Below are 16,459 nucleotides of genomic sequence, written 5' to 3'. Positions count from 1 at the left end.
ACCTCCCGTCTGACGGGAGGTGCGGCTGGTTTCTAGAATATATCTAGACTTTTTCTAGTTTTCATTTCCTGCCGCGACCGGTCCGGCAGCAGGGCGCCTTTTGGCCTCCTTGCGTTCCCGGCGGCGCATGAGCAGGTTCCACATGATGGGCATGACCAGCAGGGTCATGGTGGTGGCCACGCACAGGCCGGTGACGAAGGTCGTGGCCATGGTTCCCCAGACCACGGAGTAGTAGGGGATGCCGAGCGCCATGGGCAGCAGCCCGAGGGTGGTGGTCAGGGTGGTCAGCAGGATGGGCCGCAGCCGGACCCGGACCCCCTCGCGCACGGCCTCGGACCGGGAATAGCCCTGGGCGTAGAGCCGGTTGATGAAGTCGATGAGCACCAGGGAGTCGTTGACCACCACGCCGGCCACGCCCACGGTGGCGATGAAGCTGTTGACCGTGAACAGGGAGCGGGTCAGGAAGGTGCCGAAGACCACGCCGATCAGGGCGAAGGCCACGGCGGACAGGATGATCACCGGCTGGACGTAGGATTGGAACTGGCAGGCCAGGATCGTGTACATGACCAGGATGGCGATGAGGAAGGCGTACATCAGCGAGGTGAAGGAGCGGCCCGTGGACTCGTACTCCCCGGCGAAGCTGATGGTGGCCCCGGGGTACCGGTCCTGGATGGACTCGTAGTACGCCTTGACGTCGTGGACCACCATGGCCGCGCTGACCGGCGCGCCCTCGCGGATGTTGGCGGTCAGGGTCACGGCGCGCTGGCCCTGGAACCGGTTGAGCTGGCCCGGCTCGCGGTAGGTCTCCACGCGCACCAGGTCGCCCACGCGCACCGGCCCGGAGGCGTTCTCCAGCACCGGGATGTCCAGGGCGTCCTCGGGTTCGCGCAGGAACCGCTTGTCGATCTTCATCCGCAGGTCCACGTCCTCGTCCGCGGCCCGGAACTTGCCCACGAACCGGCCGTCCAGCAGGCCGCCGGCCAGGGCCACCACCTGGGCGGGCGTCAGCCCGTACTCGGCGATGCGCTCCTGGTTGGGGATGAACCGGAAGACCCGGTTGTCCGTGCCCGTGTCCGTGGCCAGGTCGATGAGATGCGGGGCGAGCTTCGGGTTCGCCTTGATCCAGCTGAAGACGTTGCTCTCCAGGGCCAGGACCGCGTCCTGGTCCGGGCCGAGCACCCGGATGTTCACGTCCTTGCCCGACGGCGGGCCGCCCTGCTCGGGCCAGACGCGCAGCCGCCAGCCGCCCTGGGCGAACGGTTCGAGTTTGCGCCGGATGACGTCGAGCAGGAGCTGCGGATCATTGTCCGGGTTTTCCACGAATTGCTGTTCCCCCTGGCGGGGCAGCTCCACGATGGTGATGGCCCGGTTGGAGCCGAACACGTTTTCGTAGTCCTCGTTGATGTCCATGCCGCCCAGGCTGGAGCACGCCTTGGTGGTCCCGGGGCCGAGCGCCAGCAGCGCCTTGGAGACCTCCTTGGCCTTGGCCGACGAGGCCTGGACGTCCGTGCCCACCGGCCCTTCCATGGACACGTAGTAGAGGGTGTATTCGTCGGGGAAGAACTTGATGCGCAAGAGCGGCATGACCCCGGCCACGGACACGCCGAGCATGACCACGGCCACCACGAAGGCGAGGCCGACCACGCTGAGCGTTTTCCACTTGTGGCGCATGGAGAGTTGCAGGGTGGCGTCGGTCCAGCGCTTCAGGGCGGTCAGGAACCGGGGATCGCGCGCCTTGAGGTGCGCCTCGGCCTGCTCGCGCAGCCTGTTCGCGCCCGGCCAGTCCAGAAAGTGGGGCGGCAGGATGAACAGGCACTCGATGAGCGAGGCAATGATGGCAAAGGAGACCGCCTTGGGCACCAGGGCGAAGAACTCCCCGGTGGACCCGGTCATGATCAACATGGGCAGAAACGCGGCCACGGTGGTGGAGGTGGCGGCCAGGACCGGCAGGAAGACCTCGGCGGTGCCGTCCACCACGGCGTCCTTGAGGTCCTTGCCGTCCTGCACGTGGCGGTAGACGTTCTCGACCACCACGATGGCGTCGTCCACGATGATGCCGCTGACCAGGACAAAGGAAAAGAGGGTGATCTCGTTGATGGAGTTGCCGGTGATCCACATGATGATCATGGTCACCAGGAAGGAGAACGGCACGCCCACGGTGGTCAGCATGGCGTTGCGGAACCCCATGACCAGCCAGATGCAGCCGCAGACCAGGATGATGCCCACCAGCAGGTTGGAGCCCAGCGTGTTGATGTTCTCGCGGATGTTGATCCGCTGGTCCTGGGTGAACACGGCCTGGACCCCTTCCTTGTCCAGCACCGGCTTGAAGGCGGCGACCACCTTCTCGACCTCGGCCCCGATGTCCAGGGCGTTGCCCTCCGGGGTCTTGAGGACCTTGATCGAAACCGCGTCCATGCCGTTGACCGAGGAGATCACGAACGGGTCGCGGTAGTTCATGCCCGCCTCGCTGAGCACGTCGCGCACGGTCACGAAGGAGCCGTCCAGGTCGCGCCGCACGATGGTCCGGGCGACCTCCTCGCGGGACCGGAACTTCTGGTCCACCACGATGACGTATTCACCGGAATCGCTGATGAAATCGCCCGCCGGGACCGATACGTTGGCCCCTTGCAGCGCCTGGCCCACCTGGTCGAAGGTCACGCCGAGGCGCATCATCTTGGCCGGGTCCAGGGCCACGTGGAACTCGCGCGAATACTCGCCGTCCACCTGCACTTCCTTGACCCCCGGGATGGACTGCAACGGCAGCTTCAACTCGTCGGCCATGAGGCTCAGGGCGCGGTTGGAGCGATCGCCGAGCAGGTTCACGGACAGGACCGGAAGCCACTCCGAGACCCGAATGACGGTGAAGGTCGGGGGGTCCATGTCCTCGGGCAGGTCGTTCTGGATGGACAGCACCTTGAAGCGCAGTTCGTCGTACAGTCTGTCGTAGTCCGTGTCGTCCAGGAACTTGACCATGATGGAGCAGCGCTGGCGGAAGGAGCGGGAGCGGATGAACTCCACGTTCTCCAGGTCCTCCAGGGCGTCCTCGATCTTGCGGGTGACCAGGGTCTCGACCTCGTCCGGGCTGGCGCCGGGCAGGAAGCCGGAGATGACCACCTTGCCCATGCGCACGTCCGGATAGCGCTCCACGGGCAGGTCCAAGACGCAGAACACGCCCACGACCATGAGCAGGACGAACATCAGGTTGACGAAGACCTTCTGCCCCAGAGTCAACCCTATGAGGCGCTGGACCGGCGTTTTGTCTGACATGGCGGCTCCGGTCCTAGGGGTTGAGCAGGAAGACGTCGCCGGGGCGGACGTCCGGTCCGGTCACCCGGCGCAGGTCGTCGTCCGCGCCGAGCAGGACCACCCGCACCCGCTGGTTGTCCGGGGTCATCAGGAAGTATTCCTCGTACGCCTTGACCAGCGCGGACTGCGGCACGAGCACCGCACCGCCCGGATCGGGCAGGCCGATGTCCAACTCGGTGCGGATGCCGCCCCGGAACTCGAAGTCGCCCTCGGCTATCTCCAGGTCCACGTTGATCTTGCGCGTCTGGGCGTCGAAACCGGGCGAGACGCGGGCCACCTTGGCCCGGACCGTACCGCCCAGGTCGGTGAGGCGCAGGGTCAGGGTATCGCCCATGTCCTTGAGGGCGCGGTATTCCTCGCTGGTCAGGGCGAACGGCACGAGCAGCACGTCGTACCGGCCCAGCTCGGCCACCTGCTCGCCCTTGGTGATCCACTCGCCCGGCTCGATGTACCGGGTGACGACCTTCCAGCCCGCCGGGCCGAAGAGGTCGCACCGCTTGAGCCGCTCCAGCAGCACCCGCTCCTCCACCTGCTTGGCCCGCAGCTGTTGCAGGGCGGCCTGGTGGGCGCGGACGTTGGAGTCCAGGGTGGACTGGGGCGCGGTGCCGTTCTTGACCAGCGCCTCGTAGCGGTCCATCTCCTTCTTGTTGTAATCCAGGTCGGACTTGAGCCGCTCCTGGTCCGCGCGGTTGGCGGCCAGGTCCAACTCGATGAAGGTGGTGTCCAGCTCGGCGAACAGCCCGGTCGGGTCCAGGGTATCGCCCACGTCGGCCAGTACGCGCCGCACCCGGCCGGATTCCTCGCTGACCAGGGTCATGGCATTGCGGGCGCGGGTGAACCCGGTCAGGGACGAACGCCGGGCCGCGGAACGGGCCACGAAGGTCTCGGTGGAGCCAGGGGCGGGCGGGCGGGGCGGGGTGACCACCTCGGCCTGGGCCGCTTCGGCCAGGGCCGAACCCGGCAGGGAGCTCCCGGCGGAACCGTCCGCCTCGGGACGGTCGTTGCCGCACCCGGCCACAAGGACCGCCGTGAGGATCAGCGCCGCGAGAAAGAGCAGGGGTGCGCATATCCGTTTCATGATTCTCAACCTTTATTCCTTGATCGGCGTCCCCGCGCCGGGGCGCAGCCAGAAGCCGATGATGTTGTCCAACAGGGTGTCCAGGTCCGCTTCACGGCTCAGGACCGACACCTGGCCGGTCGCAATGAGGTTCACCAGTCCGTGCAGCTGGGACCACAGGGCGAAGACCAGGACGTCGCTGTCCACTTCCCCGAACCAGCCGGTGGCCACGCATTCGACCACGTTGGCGCGGTGGATTTCGAAGGAGCGCATGGCGCTCTCGGCCCATTCACCGTCCAGGTCCACTTCGTCGCAGGAGGCCCCGAACATGAGGTGGTAGTGGTCCGGCTCGCTCAGGGCGAACCGGATGTATTCCCTTGACCCGGCCCGCAACCGTTCCATGGGGTCCGGATACTGTTCGCGCCCCTTTTCCTGGCGCTCCACGAAGCGCGCGAACGCCTCCTCGCGCAGCACCGACAATATCTCGCGCTTGTTGCGGAAATAGCGGTACAGGGCGGCGGGGCTGTACTCGATCTTGGTGGCGATGCGCCGCATGGACACGTTGTCGTACCCCTCGCGCACGAAGAGCTGCTTGGCCGCGTCCAGAATGCGGCGGCGCATCCTGTCCTTGTCCCGTTCACGACGGTTCCTGATTGTCATGGCCCTCGGCTAGCAAACTCCGTTCACTTTGTAAACAGTGTTCACAGGATCGTTTCATTGGTCACCGTTCCGACCCCGGCGCAGGGCTGCGCGCAAGGCGGAGTCGACCACCAGATGATGGAACGGCCGGATGACGTTGAAATAGATGCGCCCGGCCGGATTGCGGTAGCGGACCACGGTGACCACATGGAACCGGCTGCGTCCGCCCGCCAGCGGCTCGGCGACCACCCCGACCTCGGCGTCCAGGTGGCTCTCCCCCGCCCCGGCCACCCAGTGGCTCTCGCCGTCGGACCGGATCACGGTCAGGAAGCTCGCCTTGTCTCCCACCGACTTGGGGAGGGTCGCGCCGGTCAGGCGGGCCGGTTCGGGCACGATGCGGCCGCCCTGGCCGAGCAGCCGGAGCAGGACCGTGCGCACCTTCCACAAAAAGACCATCCACCCGGGCCGGTGGGAGAGCAGGGCGGCCGCCACGTCCGCGACCGAGCCGGTCCCCTCCATGGTGTGCACGTCCACGTGGTCCGCGCCCTGGGTCAGCCCCGCCATGCCCGGCAGCCGTTCAACATCCCGTCTATCCATGTTCGCCTCCTTGGGACGGTTCGGCCAGCACCCCGACCAGAACCACGTCGAGGAGCGGGGCCACCCGGGCCACCTGCGCCTCTGCGTCAAAGGTTTCACGGTTGAGCCCGTCGATCAGGCCGTTGGCGTACAGCGCCCAGCAGACCATGGCCACATCCGCGCCGGACGCCCCGCGCCGGACCTCTCCGGTCGCCTTGCGCGCCTCGATCAGCTCCGCCACCTGGCCGACCACCTCGACGAGCTGGCAATCGAACCGGGCCCGCCATTCGCCCGTGGCGAAAAGCGCCTCCTTGACCACAGACCGCAGGAACAGGGTGTGCTCGCCGTAGTAGCCGTACATGACCCGGAGCAGATGCAGGAAGATGGCGCGCAGGGAACCGTCCCGGGGGGCGGTGGACACGGCCCGCTGGGAGACCGCCCCGATCTCGTCGAAGAAGGTGGAGAAGAGCAGCGACGTCTTGTCCGAGAAGTGCAGGGCGATGGTCCCGACCCCGACCCCGGCCTCGCGGGCCAGCCCGCGCATGGTCGTCCCCTCGAACCCGCGCTCGGTGATCAGCTTTCGGGCCGCGGCCTGAATCCGGTCCCGCGTCTCCCGCTTGCGCCGCTCGCGCAGGGTGGTCTCCTCGCTCATGTGGCCTCCTTGTTGAACACGTTCACTTACTGAACATGTTCATTATTCGCGCCCCGACGGAAAGTCAAGCCCGTCCGCAAGAGGACGCCGAAGGGCAACCCGGCAGGACGGCCCGTTGAGCGCGCACCCTTCTTCTCAGCGGGCTATTCATCGATTGTTAGCCCGCTATGTATTATGATAATATATTGGAATAAAAGGGAAATCGGGATCAGGACTTGAGAACGTCGAGGATCTCGATATTGGCGGCCTGCCAGGCCGGGTAGGCCCCGGCGGCGACCCCCAGGAGGCAGGAGCCGAACAGGGTCACGGCCAGGCTGACCGGGTCGATGATCAGCGGCAGCTTGGCGAGAGAGCACCCGACCACCACCAGGATCACGGTCACGACCACGCCCAGCCCGCCGCCCAGACCGGCCATCAGCCCGGACTCGAACAGGAACTGGCGGACGATGTCCCTGCGCCGCCCGCCCACGGCGCGGCGCACCCCGATCTCCACGCGGCGGGAGCGGACCACCAGGATCATGATGGACAGGATGCCCATGCCGCCCACGGCAAAGGAGATGGTCGAGGAGATCCCGCCCAAGGTGGTCATCAGGTCCAGGGCCTGGCGCTGCAATTCGATGGCGTCGGCCGCGGACAGGGCCGTGAAGTCGTCGTCCTCGCCCGGGCCGATGCCGTGGCGCTCGCGCATGACCGCGTTGACCGCCGCCGTGACCGCTTCCACCCCGGCGTCCTTGTCCAACTGGAGGAACACCCCGGAAATCCATTGCTGGTTGCTGGCCCGCCGCATGTAGGTGGTGATGGGCAGGAGCATGACCTCGTCCTGGTCCTGCCCGGAAACGTCGCGGCCCTTGGTCTCCATGACCCCGAGCACGCGGAAGCCCGCCCGGAACATGTAGACGTCCTTGCCCACGGCCAGCTCCGGCTTGCCGAACAGCCGCTCGGCGGTCTTTCGGCCCAGGACACAGACCTTGGCCCGGGCCTCGACCTCGCGCCAGTCGAAGAACCGCCCGATGTCGGCCCGGAAGCTGCGGATCTGCTGGTAATTGGGCCAGCAGGCCATGACCTGGGTGTTCACGGCCGCAGCGTCGCCGCGCACGGGCATGGTCGCGGTGATGAACGGCGTCCCGGCCAGCACGCCGGGCACGGTATCGATGATCGCCTGGGCGTCGGAGAGTAAAAAGTTGCGGGAGCCGCCCGACTGGCGCATGCCGCCGCCACGGGTGAAGCGTACGGACCCGGCCATAACCGAGAACAGATTCGGGCCGAGTTTCTCGGTCTCGATCTCGGACTGCCGGACCATGATCTTGGAGACGTGCTGCACCCCGGTGAAGGCCAGCGCCCCCAGGAAGACCCCGAGCATGGCCAGCACGGCCCGCAGCTTGTGCGCGGAGAGCGACGACAGGGCGATGTTCAAGTTCAGGGGCAGCATGACGTCCTCCCGGAGCTATTCGTACCGTTCGCGGTTCCAGCCGGTATTGCCGTTGAAGATGTGTTGCCAGAGCCGTTCGAAGGCGTGCCCGGTGTTGCGCTCGTCTTGGGGATCGGCCTCCACCAGGCGGAGGCAGTATTGGTAGAATGCGCGGGGCGGGTGCGGATGCGCTCCGCCGTGACGCAGAAATTGCCCGTGGGTGCGCGGCAGATAATCTGGGTCGGCATGGGCACCCCGAACAGCCGCTCGAAGAGCTCGCCCACCGGGATGTCCCGACCCCAACCCGCCCAGCGGCCCTTGTTCTCGGGCTTGTCCAGATCGTGGGGACGCCCCAGCGCGTCGCTCTTCAGTTTGAACCACGCCAGCCCCTTGAACGGAACGCGGTGATCCGCAATATCCGCAAGACGGTTCCGCAAGGTCTCCACAATGGCCCGGCCATGATCATCCAAATGATCAAAGGGGTCGCCCTGGAGGAAGACGTTCATGGGTGCCAGCCGGTCGTACTCGGCCACGATGTGGGAGAAATAGGTGTGGGCTTCCCGCCCGATGTTCGGCAGTGGCCGGGCGTTTTGTACCGGATCGCCGCTCTTGTCGTAGACCACGTGATCAAAGCCCAGCTCGTCCGCCCAGGACACGTCCTCGCGGTAGCGGGCGATGATCACCATGAGGTCGTCACGCACTTTCCCGCTCCCGTCACCGACCGGTTTCCGCAACCCGCTCCAAGACCATGGCCCGGACATAGGTGGGTTGCTCGTCAGAGGACCGCCCGCCGGACCCGTATCCCACCCCGAGAAGGGTTCCCATGGGCAGGGGACCGAACTCATCCGCAACAGTCCGCAAGATGGCCAGGCCGGTGGGGGTGGCGCGCTCCATGGCGCAGTCCGAGCCGAAGGTGATCAGCCCCTTGGCCAGCTCTGCGCAAGCAGGTGCCGGAACTGGCAAAACGCCGTGCGCGCAGTGCACGAAACCGGACCCAAGATCGACCGGCCCGACGACCACGTCCCCGGCCTCCAGCGCGTCCAGAAGGAGCATTGCTCCACAAATATCCGCAAGGGTATCCACAGCGCCGATTTCGTGGAAATGAACCGCTTCCAGTTCCACGCCGTGGACCTTGGCCTCGGCCTCGCCCAGAAGGCGCAGGGCGCGCACGGATCTCTCCCCGGCCCGGGCGGGCATGCCGCTGTTCTCGATGATCGCGCGCAGGTCCGTGTAGTGGCGAAGGGGCTGGTCCAGGGTCGAAATCACGTCCACGTGCTGGGTGCGGATGCCCGCAATCCGCTTTTCCGACCATGCGAGCCGAAACCCTTCCAGCTTCAGGGATGCCAATGCCTTGTCGAGAAAGGCGAAACCGGCTCCCGGCCCGCGCCATTCCTCCAGGGCGTGGCTCAGGGCCGCCAGCAGCATGTCGCCGCTCACGCCGGTGGAACAATCCAGAAATACCGTGCTCACGCGCGCTCCGTCCGTTGTCCGCCCCCAAGGGCGAGCATGTTTATCTTGTGCGCCAGGTAGCCGGCGCCGAATCCGTTGTCGATGTTCACCACGCCCACGCCGGGCGCGCACGAGTTCATCATGGTCAGCAGGGGAGCCAGCCCCTGGAAATTCGCCCCGTAGCCCACGCTGGTCGGCACGGCCACGATGGGCGGCAGGGCCAGCCCGCCGATGACCGAGGGAAGCGCCCCTTCCATGCCCGCCACGGCGATGATCACGGAGGCGTCGTTGATTTCGCCCATGACCGAGAACAGCCGGTGGATGCCCGCCACGCCGCAGTCGAAGTGCCGGACGACAAAACTCCCCAGGAATTCGGCGGTACCGGCGGCCTCCTCGGCCACGGGCGTGTCCGAAGTCCCGGCCGACACGACCACTACCTTGCCTTCCAGGTCGACCGCCGATGATCCGGCCGTGATCAACCGCGAAACCGGATCGAAACGCGCGTTATCCAGGCCGCTCACGGCCTCGAAATGTTCGCGACCGGCGCGGGTTCCCAGCACCCGGCCGTTGGCGCGCAGCAACCGATCAAAGATCACGGCCACCTGATCGGGGCTCTTGCCTTCGCAATAGACCACCTCTGGACCGCCCGTACGTTCGGCCCGGTGATGATCGAGTTTGGCGCAACCAACGTCGATGAAGGCGCTGCCCGACATCTCCCGCTTGAGCTGTTCCCTGGTGATGCGGCCCGCCTCGAAATCGTCGAGCAAACGGTCAAGACTCATCCCCGCCACTCCTTGAAGAGGCATGATCTCAACCCTAAGCGGCGCGCCTGCGCCACGATATTATCACGATTTGTTTCCATAATTTCAGAGTATTGTGGTTCAAACTCCACGGTTGCCACCAGATTATCAATGCGCACCCTGGCCGTGTGGACACCGAACTCGTCGAGCCGGCTCTCCATGGCCTCGATGCCGGTCAGGATCTCCACCGAGAGCTCCTGCCCCTCCCTGACGCGGGTGGCCAGGCAGCTCTCGGAGTGGGCGTCCCAGTTGGGCAACCCGATTTCCCGCGCCAGCCTGCGAACGTCGGCCTTGCGCAGCCCGCTCTTCTTGAGCCCGGAAAAAACCCCGAATTCGAGGGCGGCCTTCATGCCCGGCCGGGCCGGATCGTCCTCGTCATTGGTCCCGTCCAAGAGCAGCGCCGAATCGCCCACCGCCTCCTGAATGGTACGAAAGACCAGCTGTTTGCAGTGGTAGCAGCGATCGGACTGGTTTCGCCGCACACCGGCCACGGCCAGGGCGGAGACCGGCAGCTCGATGTGCCGTATGCCGATGGCCGCGGCGGCCTCGGAAGCCCGCAACAGATCGCGCCCCGTGGTCAACTCGCTGACCACGGTGCAGGCAACTGCCCGATGGCCCAGAGCTCTCTGCGTTGCGGCAGCAACGAGGGCGCTGTCCACGCCCCCGGAAAATGCCACCGCCCCCTGCCGCTCCATGCCCGCCAGATTCCGGATGCTGAAAACAAGGCTTTCAAGTGTCATACGGTTAAGTTAGCCCACGGCCTTGAGAGGTTCAACCTCTTTCGGGCTTCGCGTTCCTTCCTATGAGGTCGATGCGCCGCCAAGGCCCCTTGCGGAACCGGACCGCGAAGGCGGTCGCCAGGACCATGACGTACAGCAGCAGACAGATCCAGGGTCCGTGGATGGAGGTCAGGCCCAGATGGTGCAGGACGATCAGCGGCCCGACGATGCACGCCAGGGACGCGCAGCCCATGACCAGCATGGTGTACCGGGTGTCGCCCGCGCCCTTGAGCCCGCCCACGTAGACGATGGCCACGGCGTCGATGAGCGTGAACACCGCGCAGTAGCGCATGAGGACCACGCCCATCCGCAGCACCGCGTCGAAATCGCCCACGTCGTTCCGGGACCGGAACAGGTTCATGAGCATGTCCGGGAAGCACACGAACAGCAGGGCCATCACCCCCATGTAGCCCATGGCCAGGTGGAGCACGGAATGGGTGGCAAAGGCCGCCCGGTCCGGCTGGCGGTCGCCCATGGCCTGCCCGACCATGATCGAGGCCGCCACGTGCAGACCGAGGGTCGGCAGGAAGGCCAGGTTGTAGATGGAGAAGACCGCGTTGGTCGAGGCCAGCTCCACCGGCCCGAACCGCCCGATCATGAAGACGAAGAAGGAGATGGCGAAGATATCGAGAAAGAACTCAACCCCACCCGGCAAGCCGTAGTACAGAAACCGGCCGAACAGATCGCGGTCGAACCGCCAGGCGGACAGGACCCGGAACTGCTTCTCGTTCTCGCGGGTGAAGATCAGCACCGAATAGACGACCATGGGCAGAGTGAACCCGACCACGGTGGCGATGCCCGCCCCGGCGATGCCCAGCTCGGGGAACGGCCCAACGCCGTTGATCAGACAGTAATCCAGCGGGATATTGATGATCACCGAGCAGATGCTGATGAGCATGACCGGCTTGGTCAACCCGCGCCCGGCAAAGAAGTTGGACAGGCACACGCCGAGCAGGAACGGCCCGCTGCCCACGGTCAGGATCTGGAAATAGATCACCTCCAGCCGCTGGACCTCCGCCGGATGGCCGCCGAGCCGGAACAGGGGATCGGCCACCAAACAGAGCAGGGCCAGGAAGATGCCGGACGGGATGGCGAACCAGATGCCCTGCCACAGCGCCCGCCCCACGTCGTGGTGTCGGCACGAACCGGTGTACTGGGCGATGAAGACGTTCACGTACTCGCTCACGCCCATGAAGAAGGAGAGGAACAGGAACGCGGCGATGCTGGCCGGGACCGATGCCGCCAGCGACTCCAACGAATAATTTCCCAGGAAAATACGGTCGGTGAAGGTCATCACCGTATTGGAGATCATGCTGATTACCAGGGGCAGGCCAATTTGCAGGGCCTCCCGGTAGCCGGCTCGCGCACTCCAGCGCTTCTTTAAACTCATCATGATAGTTGATCCTTGGCCCTCGGGCCAAACCTAGTTGGAGGCAAGGGTTCATACCCCCAGTGCAACCTATACCGCCTCATTCCGGAGGTAAAGCGGATTCAGCCAAAACTTGGCGCTTGAGATACGGCCTACAGCCTGCTATATATTTTCCTGCACCAAACCAAAATCCTAGGGAAAAACGTGGATTACAACGCGGAACATCAGTTCGCTTCCTCCATGGCCAAGTTCAACCGCCTCTATGCGCGGGCCTTGGCCAATCGGCTCCAACCGCACGGGGTCCTGCCCGGCTATCTGGATATTCTTTTCCGATTGTGGGCAAAGGACGGCGTGACCCAGAAGGCGCTGCACGGCCTGCTCGACGTGGAGCAGGCCACGCTGTCCAATTCCCTGGCCCGCATGGAACGGGACGGGCTCTTGACCAGAACCCGAAACCCCAAGGACCGGAGACAGACCGTTATCCGCCTCACGCAACAGGGCAGGGGGCTGCAAAAAATCGTGCTGGCCGCCATCGACGACCTCCAGTCCGTGGTCAACCAGGGGCTGACCATCAATGACCGAAAATACTTCCGCAGAATTCTTAAACAAATGACCGGACGCCTCGAAGACGACCTTCAGGAAACCGTGCTCGTCCTCCTGGACGAAGTAGACCACTGACCTTACCCCTCTCCACAACCATCCGCAAAAGCTTCTCCAAGCAATGCATTCCACTATATTCAGTCTGTGCCGGGAGTTGGCTCTTCACGCTCGAACCCTGTTCTTCAACCGCCTCCAAGCAAGATGCACGGGTTTTGTTCCCGGATCCAGTCCGCATAGAGCCGTTTAAACAACACTCTAAAATTCCTCTATAATTTATTCAAACTTCCATTTGACCGGACGGGTCTATCCGTGTAGTTCTTTCCGTCCGCGTGCGGTAACCCGGCCGTAAAGAAAAAGTCTGATTTGTGGCTTTTCCCCATTATTTTTTGGCCGGAAATCTGATATGCCTTCCGTAATTAACAACAACTTCCCGTAATATCGTTCTTTAGGTCGTTGTCTAGATTTTTTCTAGAGATTGTTGCACAGCGTTGTACTTTGTTGACAATCTTTGACACCTTATGTCAATGAATGAACATCGTAGGTAAGATTGTGACATTATGGACAGCAGAGATGTTCCCAAGCCGCCCAAACTCCTCACCGTGCGTGAGGTCGCGGACTATTTGCGGGTCCATCAGCGGACTGCCTACAGGTTGATCACGGGCGGCGACATCAAGGCCGTGAAGATCGGGTCCCAATGGCGGGTACCGGAACAAAGCTTGATGGAATTCATCGAGAGTGGAATGAATGCGCCTGTTCCAACGGGCAAAAAGGAACGGGAGCCGGATCAGTTCAAACTCCCACTGGATTAAGGAGAGAGGCATGTCGAAAAGAATGGTAGGCGGTCACGACGGAAACGACCCTATCCTCAACGTGAACCTTCCCAATGATTTCGGCCAGGACATCGACGTCACCGGCCATCTCATCGGCGAAGAGATGTATTTCGACGACGGCACCGGCATGTTGACCATGGAGAAGCTGTACAGGGGCGAGGACGGAAAGCTCGCCTACGGCATCATCTCCGCCATCGGTCATGCCCGCGAGCGCCGTGCGTACCGCGTTGAGGAGCGCGAGGAGTCCTGCATCGTGACCAACGGCAGCCTCAGCCTCGAATTCAGTTATGACCAGCTCTTCGAGCTCCTGGCCGTGGCCATGGAGTCCGAAAAGGAGAGCACTGGCAGCCAGGTTTCCGAGCAGGTCCGCCGCCGCCTCGCCGCAAACGAATAGTTTTCACCGCCATCGACATGCAAAAGGGGGCTTCGCGCCCCCTTTTTTTGTACTTTTTTCCGGCCGCACACCGGGTGCACCGTCACCCCACAATCTTATGTATCCCATTGGTATCCTTTGAAGGGAGAGCGGGTAGGTAGCTGAGCTACTTCATGTACTCGCGCTGACCCGTGGCCTCCATGACGGAGCACCACCAGTCGGAGTTGGTATTGATGCGCCGCCGCTTCACGGCCACCAGGTCCAGCGGCAGGTGGACCATGCTCGACTTGAGCCGGGTGATGACCATGCCGGTCTTTCCGGCCATGGCCGCGTGCATGGCGTTCTGACCGAGGAATCCGCAATAGACCCGGTCGCTGGCATTGGCCGGGACAGAACGGATCAAATAGCTGGGATCAATGAATTTCAGGTTGATCTCCTGGCCCTTGTCGTTGAAATGGTTCTTGAGGCTCTGCTGGATCAGGCCGCAGATGTCGCCCAGCTTGGGGTTGCCGGACGGATCACGCTCCGGTTCGCCGCCCACCAGGTCCTGACCGGCGCCCTCGGCGCAGACGATCAGCGAGTGCTTGCGCTCCTTCAGCCGCTTTTCAACGGCCTCCAGCAAACCGCCTTGGCCTTCCAGGGTGAAGGGGACCTCCGGGACCAGGAGGAAGTTGACCTCCTGCATGGCCAGGGTGGCCTGGGCCGCGATGAACCCGGCCTCGCGGCCCATGAGCTTGACCAGGCCGACGCCCATGTCCACGCCCGTGGCCTCGACGTGGGCGCACTGAATGACCTCCGCCCCCTTTTCCACCGCGGTGTCGAAGCCGAAGGAGCGGGTGATGAAGTTGATGTCGTTGTCGATGGTCTTGGGGATGCCGATGACCGCGATCTTCCGCTTGCGCTGTGAAACTTCCTCGACGATGGATTTGGCGGCGCGCATGGCCCCGTCGCCGCCGATGACGAAGAGGATGTTGACGTTGAGCCGCTCCAGGGAGTCAACGATCTCCTCGGCCTCCTGCAACCCGCGCGACGAGCCGAGGATGGTTCCGCCGAACTGGTGGATGTGGGACACGACCTCAGGGGTCAGCGACTTCACGTCGTAGCCGTACTCTGGGATGAACCCGCGCAGCCCGTTGGTGATGCCGAGTACGTGGCGGATGCCGTAGCGGTGGTGGGCCTCCATGACGATGGCCCTGATGACGTCGTTGATGCCCGGGCAGATGCCGCCGCAGGTGACGATGGCGCACTTGACCTTGGACGGGTCGAAATAGATGTGCTCGCGCGGCCCGGCCTTCTCGAAGTCCTTTTGGAGAACATCGGCATCCAGCTCCGTCAGCTCGCCGGAGGTGAGCATGAGGGTCACGGGCGAACCCTCATCCACGAACCGCACGTTACCCAGCGGGCTCTTGATGTTCGGTTTGCCGAGATGGTCTATCCGAGTGGCGAAATCGAGTTCCTTCATGGCGTTGGCTCCGTGGCGCGAACCGGTCATTCCTTCCAGTACGTCACCTTTGGTTCAGGCAATTCTTCTATGGTTTCCTTGAGATCGGCAGGGGAGGCCGTGGCCGCGCCCACCTGGGCCACGACCACGCCGGCCGCGTAGTTGGCCAGGGTGCAGGCGGTCAGCAGGTCCATGCCCGAGGCCAGCCCCAGGGCGGTGGTGGCGATCACCGTGTCCCCGGCTCCGGTGACGTCGAAGACCTTGCGGGCGAAGGTCGGGATATGGCGGATGGTGTCGGTTCCCTCGAACAGCGCCATGCCGTCCGGGCCGAGGGTGATGAGCAGGTTGCGGCAATTGAGCCGCTTGAAGATGGCCCGGCCAGCCTCGATGACCGACTCTCGCCCGGTCACGACCATGGACGCGCCCTCGCCGGCCTCCTTGGTGTTGGGGGTCAGCAGGTCCACGCCCTGGTACAGGTCGTAGTTCACGGTCTTGGGGTCCACCAGTACCTTGGGCGGGGTGGGCATGCCCTTGATCATGGGCAGGAACCGGTCCATGAACTCCCTGCAAATGAACCCCTTGCCGTAATCGGACAGGATGATCACCGCGTAATCGTCAAGGGTGGATTCGAGCAGCTCGAAGAGGCGGTCCATTCCGTCCGGGGAGAGGGGGGCGACCCGTTCCTGGTCCACGCGCACCACCTGCTGGTTGTGGGCGATGATCCGGGTCTTGACCGTGGTCGGACGGTCGCCGTCGTGGATGAGCCGGGTGGTCAGCCCTGCCTGGGTGCAGAGATTTTCGAGGACCCCGCCGTTCTGGTCCCGGCCCACGGTGCCGATGAGCAGCGGCAGGCCGCCGAGATCGGCGATGTTCCGGGCCACGTTGCCCGCCCCGCCCAGCAGGAAGGATTCCTTTTCCACGCGGACCACGGGGACCGGGGCTTCGGGAGAAATGCGCTCCACCTCGCCCATGAGGTAATGATCGAGCATCAGATCACCGATGATCATGACCTTGTGCCCCTTCAGGGACTCGACCGCCGCCAGCATCATTTCATGTGACATATCGTAAACAACCAATGTTTTCTTGCCGTTGGTTTAAGTGGTTTTCAAGTTGTCATCACCCTTGCCGAGAAGGGCGTTATTGCCGTAACACGACCGATGATCAGGCCCGCTCACGATGA

Annotated in this window: 16 protein-coding genes; 3 read left to right on the top strand and 13 right to left on the bottom strand. The window is 64.1% G+C overall.

Translation table 11 applies throughout. The features are described from left to right. Positions 1 to 54: 54 nt before the first annotated feature. The 11 genes from AWY79_RS02915 to AWY79_RS02865 all read right to left on the bottom strand — a co-directional run bounded on the left by AWY79_RS02915 (position 55) and on the right by AWY79_RS02865 (position 12,056). Positions 55 to 3,267 (bottom strand): efflux RND transporter permease subunit, encoded by a 3,213-nt coding sequence (locus AWY79_RS02915; protein WP_066800029.1) that lies wholly within the window; start codon positions 3,265 to 3,267, stop codon positions 55 to 57. 13 nt (positions 3,268 to 3,280) lie between these two features. Then, positions 3,281 to 4,384, bottom strand: coding sequence for an efflux RND transporter periplasmic adaptor subunit (locus AWY79_RS02910; RefSeq protein WP_066800026.1), 1,104 nt, complete (start codon positions 4,382 to 4,384; stop codon positions 3,281 to 3,283). 12 nt (positions 4,385 to 4,396) lie between these two features. Continuing rightward, on the bottom strand, positions 4,397 to 5,023 hold the full coding sequence (locus AWY79_RS02905; protein WP_066800023.1) for a TetR/AcrR family transcriptional regulator: 627 nt from the start codon (positions 5,021 to 5,023) through the stop codon (positions 4,397 to 4,399). A 54-nt stretch (positions 5,024 to 5,077) separates the two neighbouring features. Further along, complete coding sequence (locus AWY79_RS02900) at positions 5,078 to 5,599, bottom strand: DUF2867 domain-containing protein (protein ID WP_066800020.1); 522 nt, start codon at positions 5,597 to 5,599, stop codon at positions 5,078 to 5,080. Further along, positions 5,592 to 6,230, bottom strand: coding sequence for a TetR/AcrR family transcriptional regulator (locus AWY79_RS02895; protein WP_066800017.1), 639 nt, complete (start codon positions 6,228 to 6,230; stop codon positions 5,592 to 5,594). The genes AWY79_RS02900 and AWY79_RS02895 overlap by 8 nt, the downstream gene beginning before the upstream one ends. A gap of 208 nt (positions 6,231 to 6,438) precedes the next feature. Beyond that, positions 6,439 to 7,659: an ABC transporter permease gene (locus AWY79_RS02890; RefSeq protein ID WP_066800014.1), complete on the bottom strand. Its 1,221-nt coding sequence runs from the start codon at positions 7,657 to 7,659 to the stop codon at positions 6,439 to 6,441. Next, positions 7,647 to 8,339: a DUF3431 domain-containing protein gene (locus AWY79_RS02885; RefSeq protein ID WP_335343127.1), complete on the bottom strand. Its 693-nt coding sequence runs from the start codon at positions 8,337 to 8,339 to the stop codon at positions 7,647 to 7,649. Before AWY79_RS02885 ends, AWY79_RS02890 begins: the two co-directional genes overlap by 13 nt. 13 nt (positions 8,340 to 8,352) lie before the next feature. Beyond that, positions 8,353 to 9,108 carry a nickel pincer cofactor biosynthesis protein LarC gene (gene larC, locus AWY79_RS02880; RefSeq protein ID WP_066800011.1) on the bottom strand — a complete coding sequence of 252 codons (756 nt, stop codon included), beginning with the start codon at positions 9,106 to 9,108 and terminating at the stop codon, positions 8,353 to 8,355. Continuing rightward, on the bottom strand, positions 9,105 to 9,869 hold the full coding sequence (gene larB / locus AWY79_RS02875; RefSeq protein ID WP_066800009.1) for a nickel pincer cofactor biosynthesis protein LarB: 765 nt from the start codon (positions 9,867 to 9,869) through the stop codon (positions 9,105 to 9,107). Before larB ends, larC begins: the two co-directional genes overlap by 4 nt. Further along, positions 9,866 to 10,582: an ATP-dependent sacrificial sulfur transferase LarE gene (larE, locus tag AWY79_RS02870; protein WP_066800006.1), complete on the bottom strand. Its 717-nt coding sequence runs from the start codon at positions 10,580 to 10,582 to the stop codon at positions 9,866 to 9,868. Before larE ends, larB begins: the two co-directional genes overlap by 4 nt. 76 nt (positions 10,583 to 10,658) lie before the next feature. After that, positions 10,659 to 12,056 (bottom strand): MATE family efflux transporter, encoded by a 1,398-nt coding sequence (locus tag AWY79_RS02865; protein WP_066806940.1) that lies wholly within the window; start codon positions 12,054 to 12,056, stop codon positions 10,659 to 10,661. A gap of 183 nt (positions 12,057 to 12,239) precedes the next feature. On the opposite strand from AWY79_RS02865, the gene AWY79_RS02860 reads away from it, so the two are divergent. The 3 genes from AWY79_RS02860 to AWY79_RS02850 all read left to right on the top strand — a co-directional run bounded on the left by AWY79_RS02860 (position 12,240) and on the right by AWY79_RS02850 (position 13,859). After that, positions 12,240 to 12,713 carry a MarR family winged helix-turn-helix transcriptional regulator gene (locus AWY79_RS02860; protein WP_233490983.1) on the top strand — a complete coding sequence of 158 codons (474 nt, stop codon included), beginning with the start codon at positions 12,240 to 12,242 and terminating at the stop codon, positions 12,711 to 12,713. Positions 12,714 to 13,192: 479 nt separating this feature from the next. Continuing rightward, on the top strand, positions 13,193 to 13,444 hold the full coding sequence (locus AWY79_RS02855; RefSeq protein WP_066800001.1) for a helix-turn-helix domain-containing protein: 252 nt from the start codon (positions 13,193 to 13,195) through the stop codon (positions 13,442 to 13,444). A 10-nt stretch (positions 13,445 to 13,454) separates the two neighbouring features. Then, positions 13,455 to 13,859 carry a hypothetical protein gene (locus tag AWY79_RS02850; RefSeq protein WP_066799998.1) on the top strand — a complete coding sequence of 135 codons (405 nt, stop codon included), beginning with the start codon at positions 13,455 to 13,457 and terminating at the stop codon, positions 13,857 to 13,859. Positions 13,860 to 14,004: 145 nt separating this feature from the next. Here the strand turns inward: AWY79_RS02850 and AWY79_RS02845 are convergent, their stop codons facing one another. Together AWY79_RS02845 and rfaE1 are read right to left on the bottom strand one after the other, a co-directional pair. Then, complete coding sequence (locus AWY79_RS02845) at positions 14,005 to 15,300, bottom strand: ATP-dependent 6-phosphofructokinase (RefSeq protein ID WP_099093227.1); 1,296 nt, start codon at positions 15,298 to 15,300, stop codon at positions 14,005 to 14,007. Between the two features lie 26 nt (positions 15,301 to 15,326). After that, positions 15,327 to 16,340, bottom strand: a complete 1,014-nt coding sequence (gene rfaE1 / locus AWY79_RS02840) for a D-glycero-beta-D-manno-heptose-7-phosphate kinase (RefSeq protein ID WP_066799991.1) — start codon at positions 16,338 to 16,340, stop codon at positions 15,327 to 15,329. Positions 16,341 to 16,459 lie beyond the last annotated feature (119 nt).

Origin of the sequence: Pseudodesulfovibrio indicus (genome assembly GCF_001563225.1) — a bacterium.
Classification (GTDB): domain Bacteria; phylum Desulfobacterota; class Desulfovibrionia; order Desulfovibrionales; family Desulfovibrionaceae; genus Pseudodesulfovibrio; species Pseudodesulfovibrio indicus.
This window is presented reverse-complemented; position numbering and strand designations above follow the sequence as displayed.

Bases quoted from the DNA above. Each gene is read 5' to 3' on its own strand.
- larE (WP_066800006.1), bottom strand. From the start codon at position 10,582: ATGGAGCGGCAGGGGGCGGTGGCATTTTCCGGGGGCGTGGACAGCGCC.
- AWY79_RS02910 (WP_066800026.1), bottom strand. From the start codon at position 4,384: ATGAAACGGATATGCGCACCCCTGCTCTTTCTCGCGGCGCTGATCCTC.
- AWY79_RS02915 (WP_066800029.1), bottom strand. From the start codon at position 3,267: ATGTCAGACAAAACGCCGGTCCAGCGCCTCATAGGGTTGACTCTGGGG.
- AWY79_RS02905 (WP_066800023.1), bottom strand. From the start codon at position 5,023: ATGACAATCAGGAACCGTCGTGAACGGGACAAGGACAGGATGCGCCGC.
- AWY79_RS02900 (WP_066800020.1), bottom strand. From the start codon at position 5,599: ATGGATAGACGGGATGTTGAACGGCTGCCGGGCATGGCGGGGCTGACC.
- AWY79_RS02850 (WP_066799998.1), top strand. From the start codon at position 13,455: ATGTCGAAAAGAATGGTAGGCGGTCACGACGGAAACGACCCTATCCTC.
- AWY79_RS02845 (WP_099093227.1), bottom strand. From the start codon at position 15,300: ATGAAGGAACTCGATTTCGCCACTCGGATAGACCATCTCGGCAAACCG.
- AWY79_RS02895 (WP_066800017.1), bottom strand. From the start codon at position 6,230: ATGAGCGAGGAGACCACCCTGCGCGAGCGGCGCAAGCGGGAGACGCGG.
- rfaE1 (WP_066799991.1), bottom strand. From the start codon at position 16,340: ATGTCACATGAAATGATGCTGGCGGCGGTCGAGTCCCTGAAGGGGCAC.
- larB (WP_066800009.1), bottom strand. From the start codon at position 9,869: ATGAGTCTTGACCGTTTGCTCGACGATTTCGAGGCGGGCCGCATCACC.
- AWY79_RS02865 (WP_066806940.1), bottom strand. From the start codon at position 12,056: ATGAGTTTAAAGAAGCGCTGGAGTGCGCGAGCCGGCTACCGGGAGGCC.
- AWY79_RS02890 (WP_066800014.1), bottom strand. From the start codon at position 7,659: ATGCTGCCCCTGAACTTGAACATCGCCCTGTCGTCGCTCTCCGCGCAC.
- AWY79_RS02855 (WP_066800001.1), top strand. From the start codon at position 13,193: ATGGACAGCAGAGATGTTCCCAAGCCGCCCAAACTCCTCACCGTGCGT.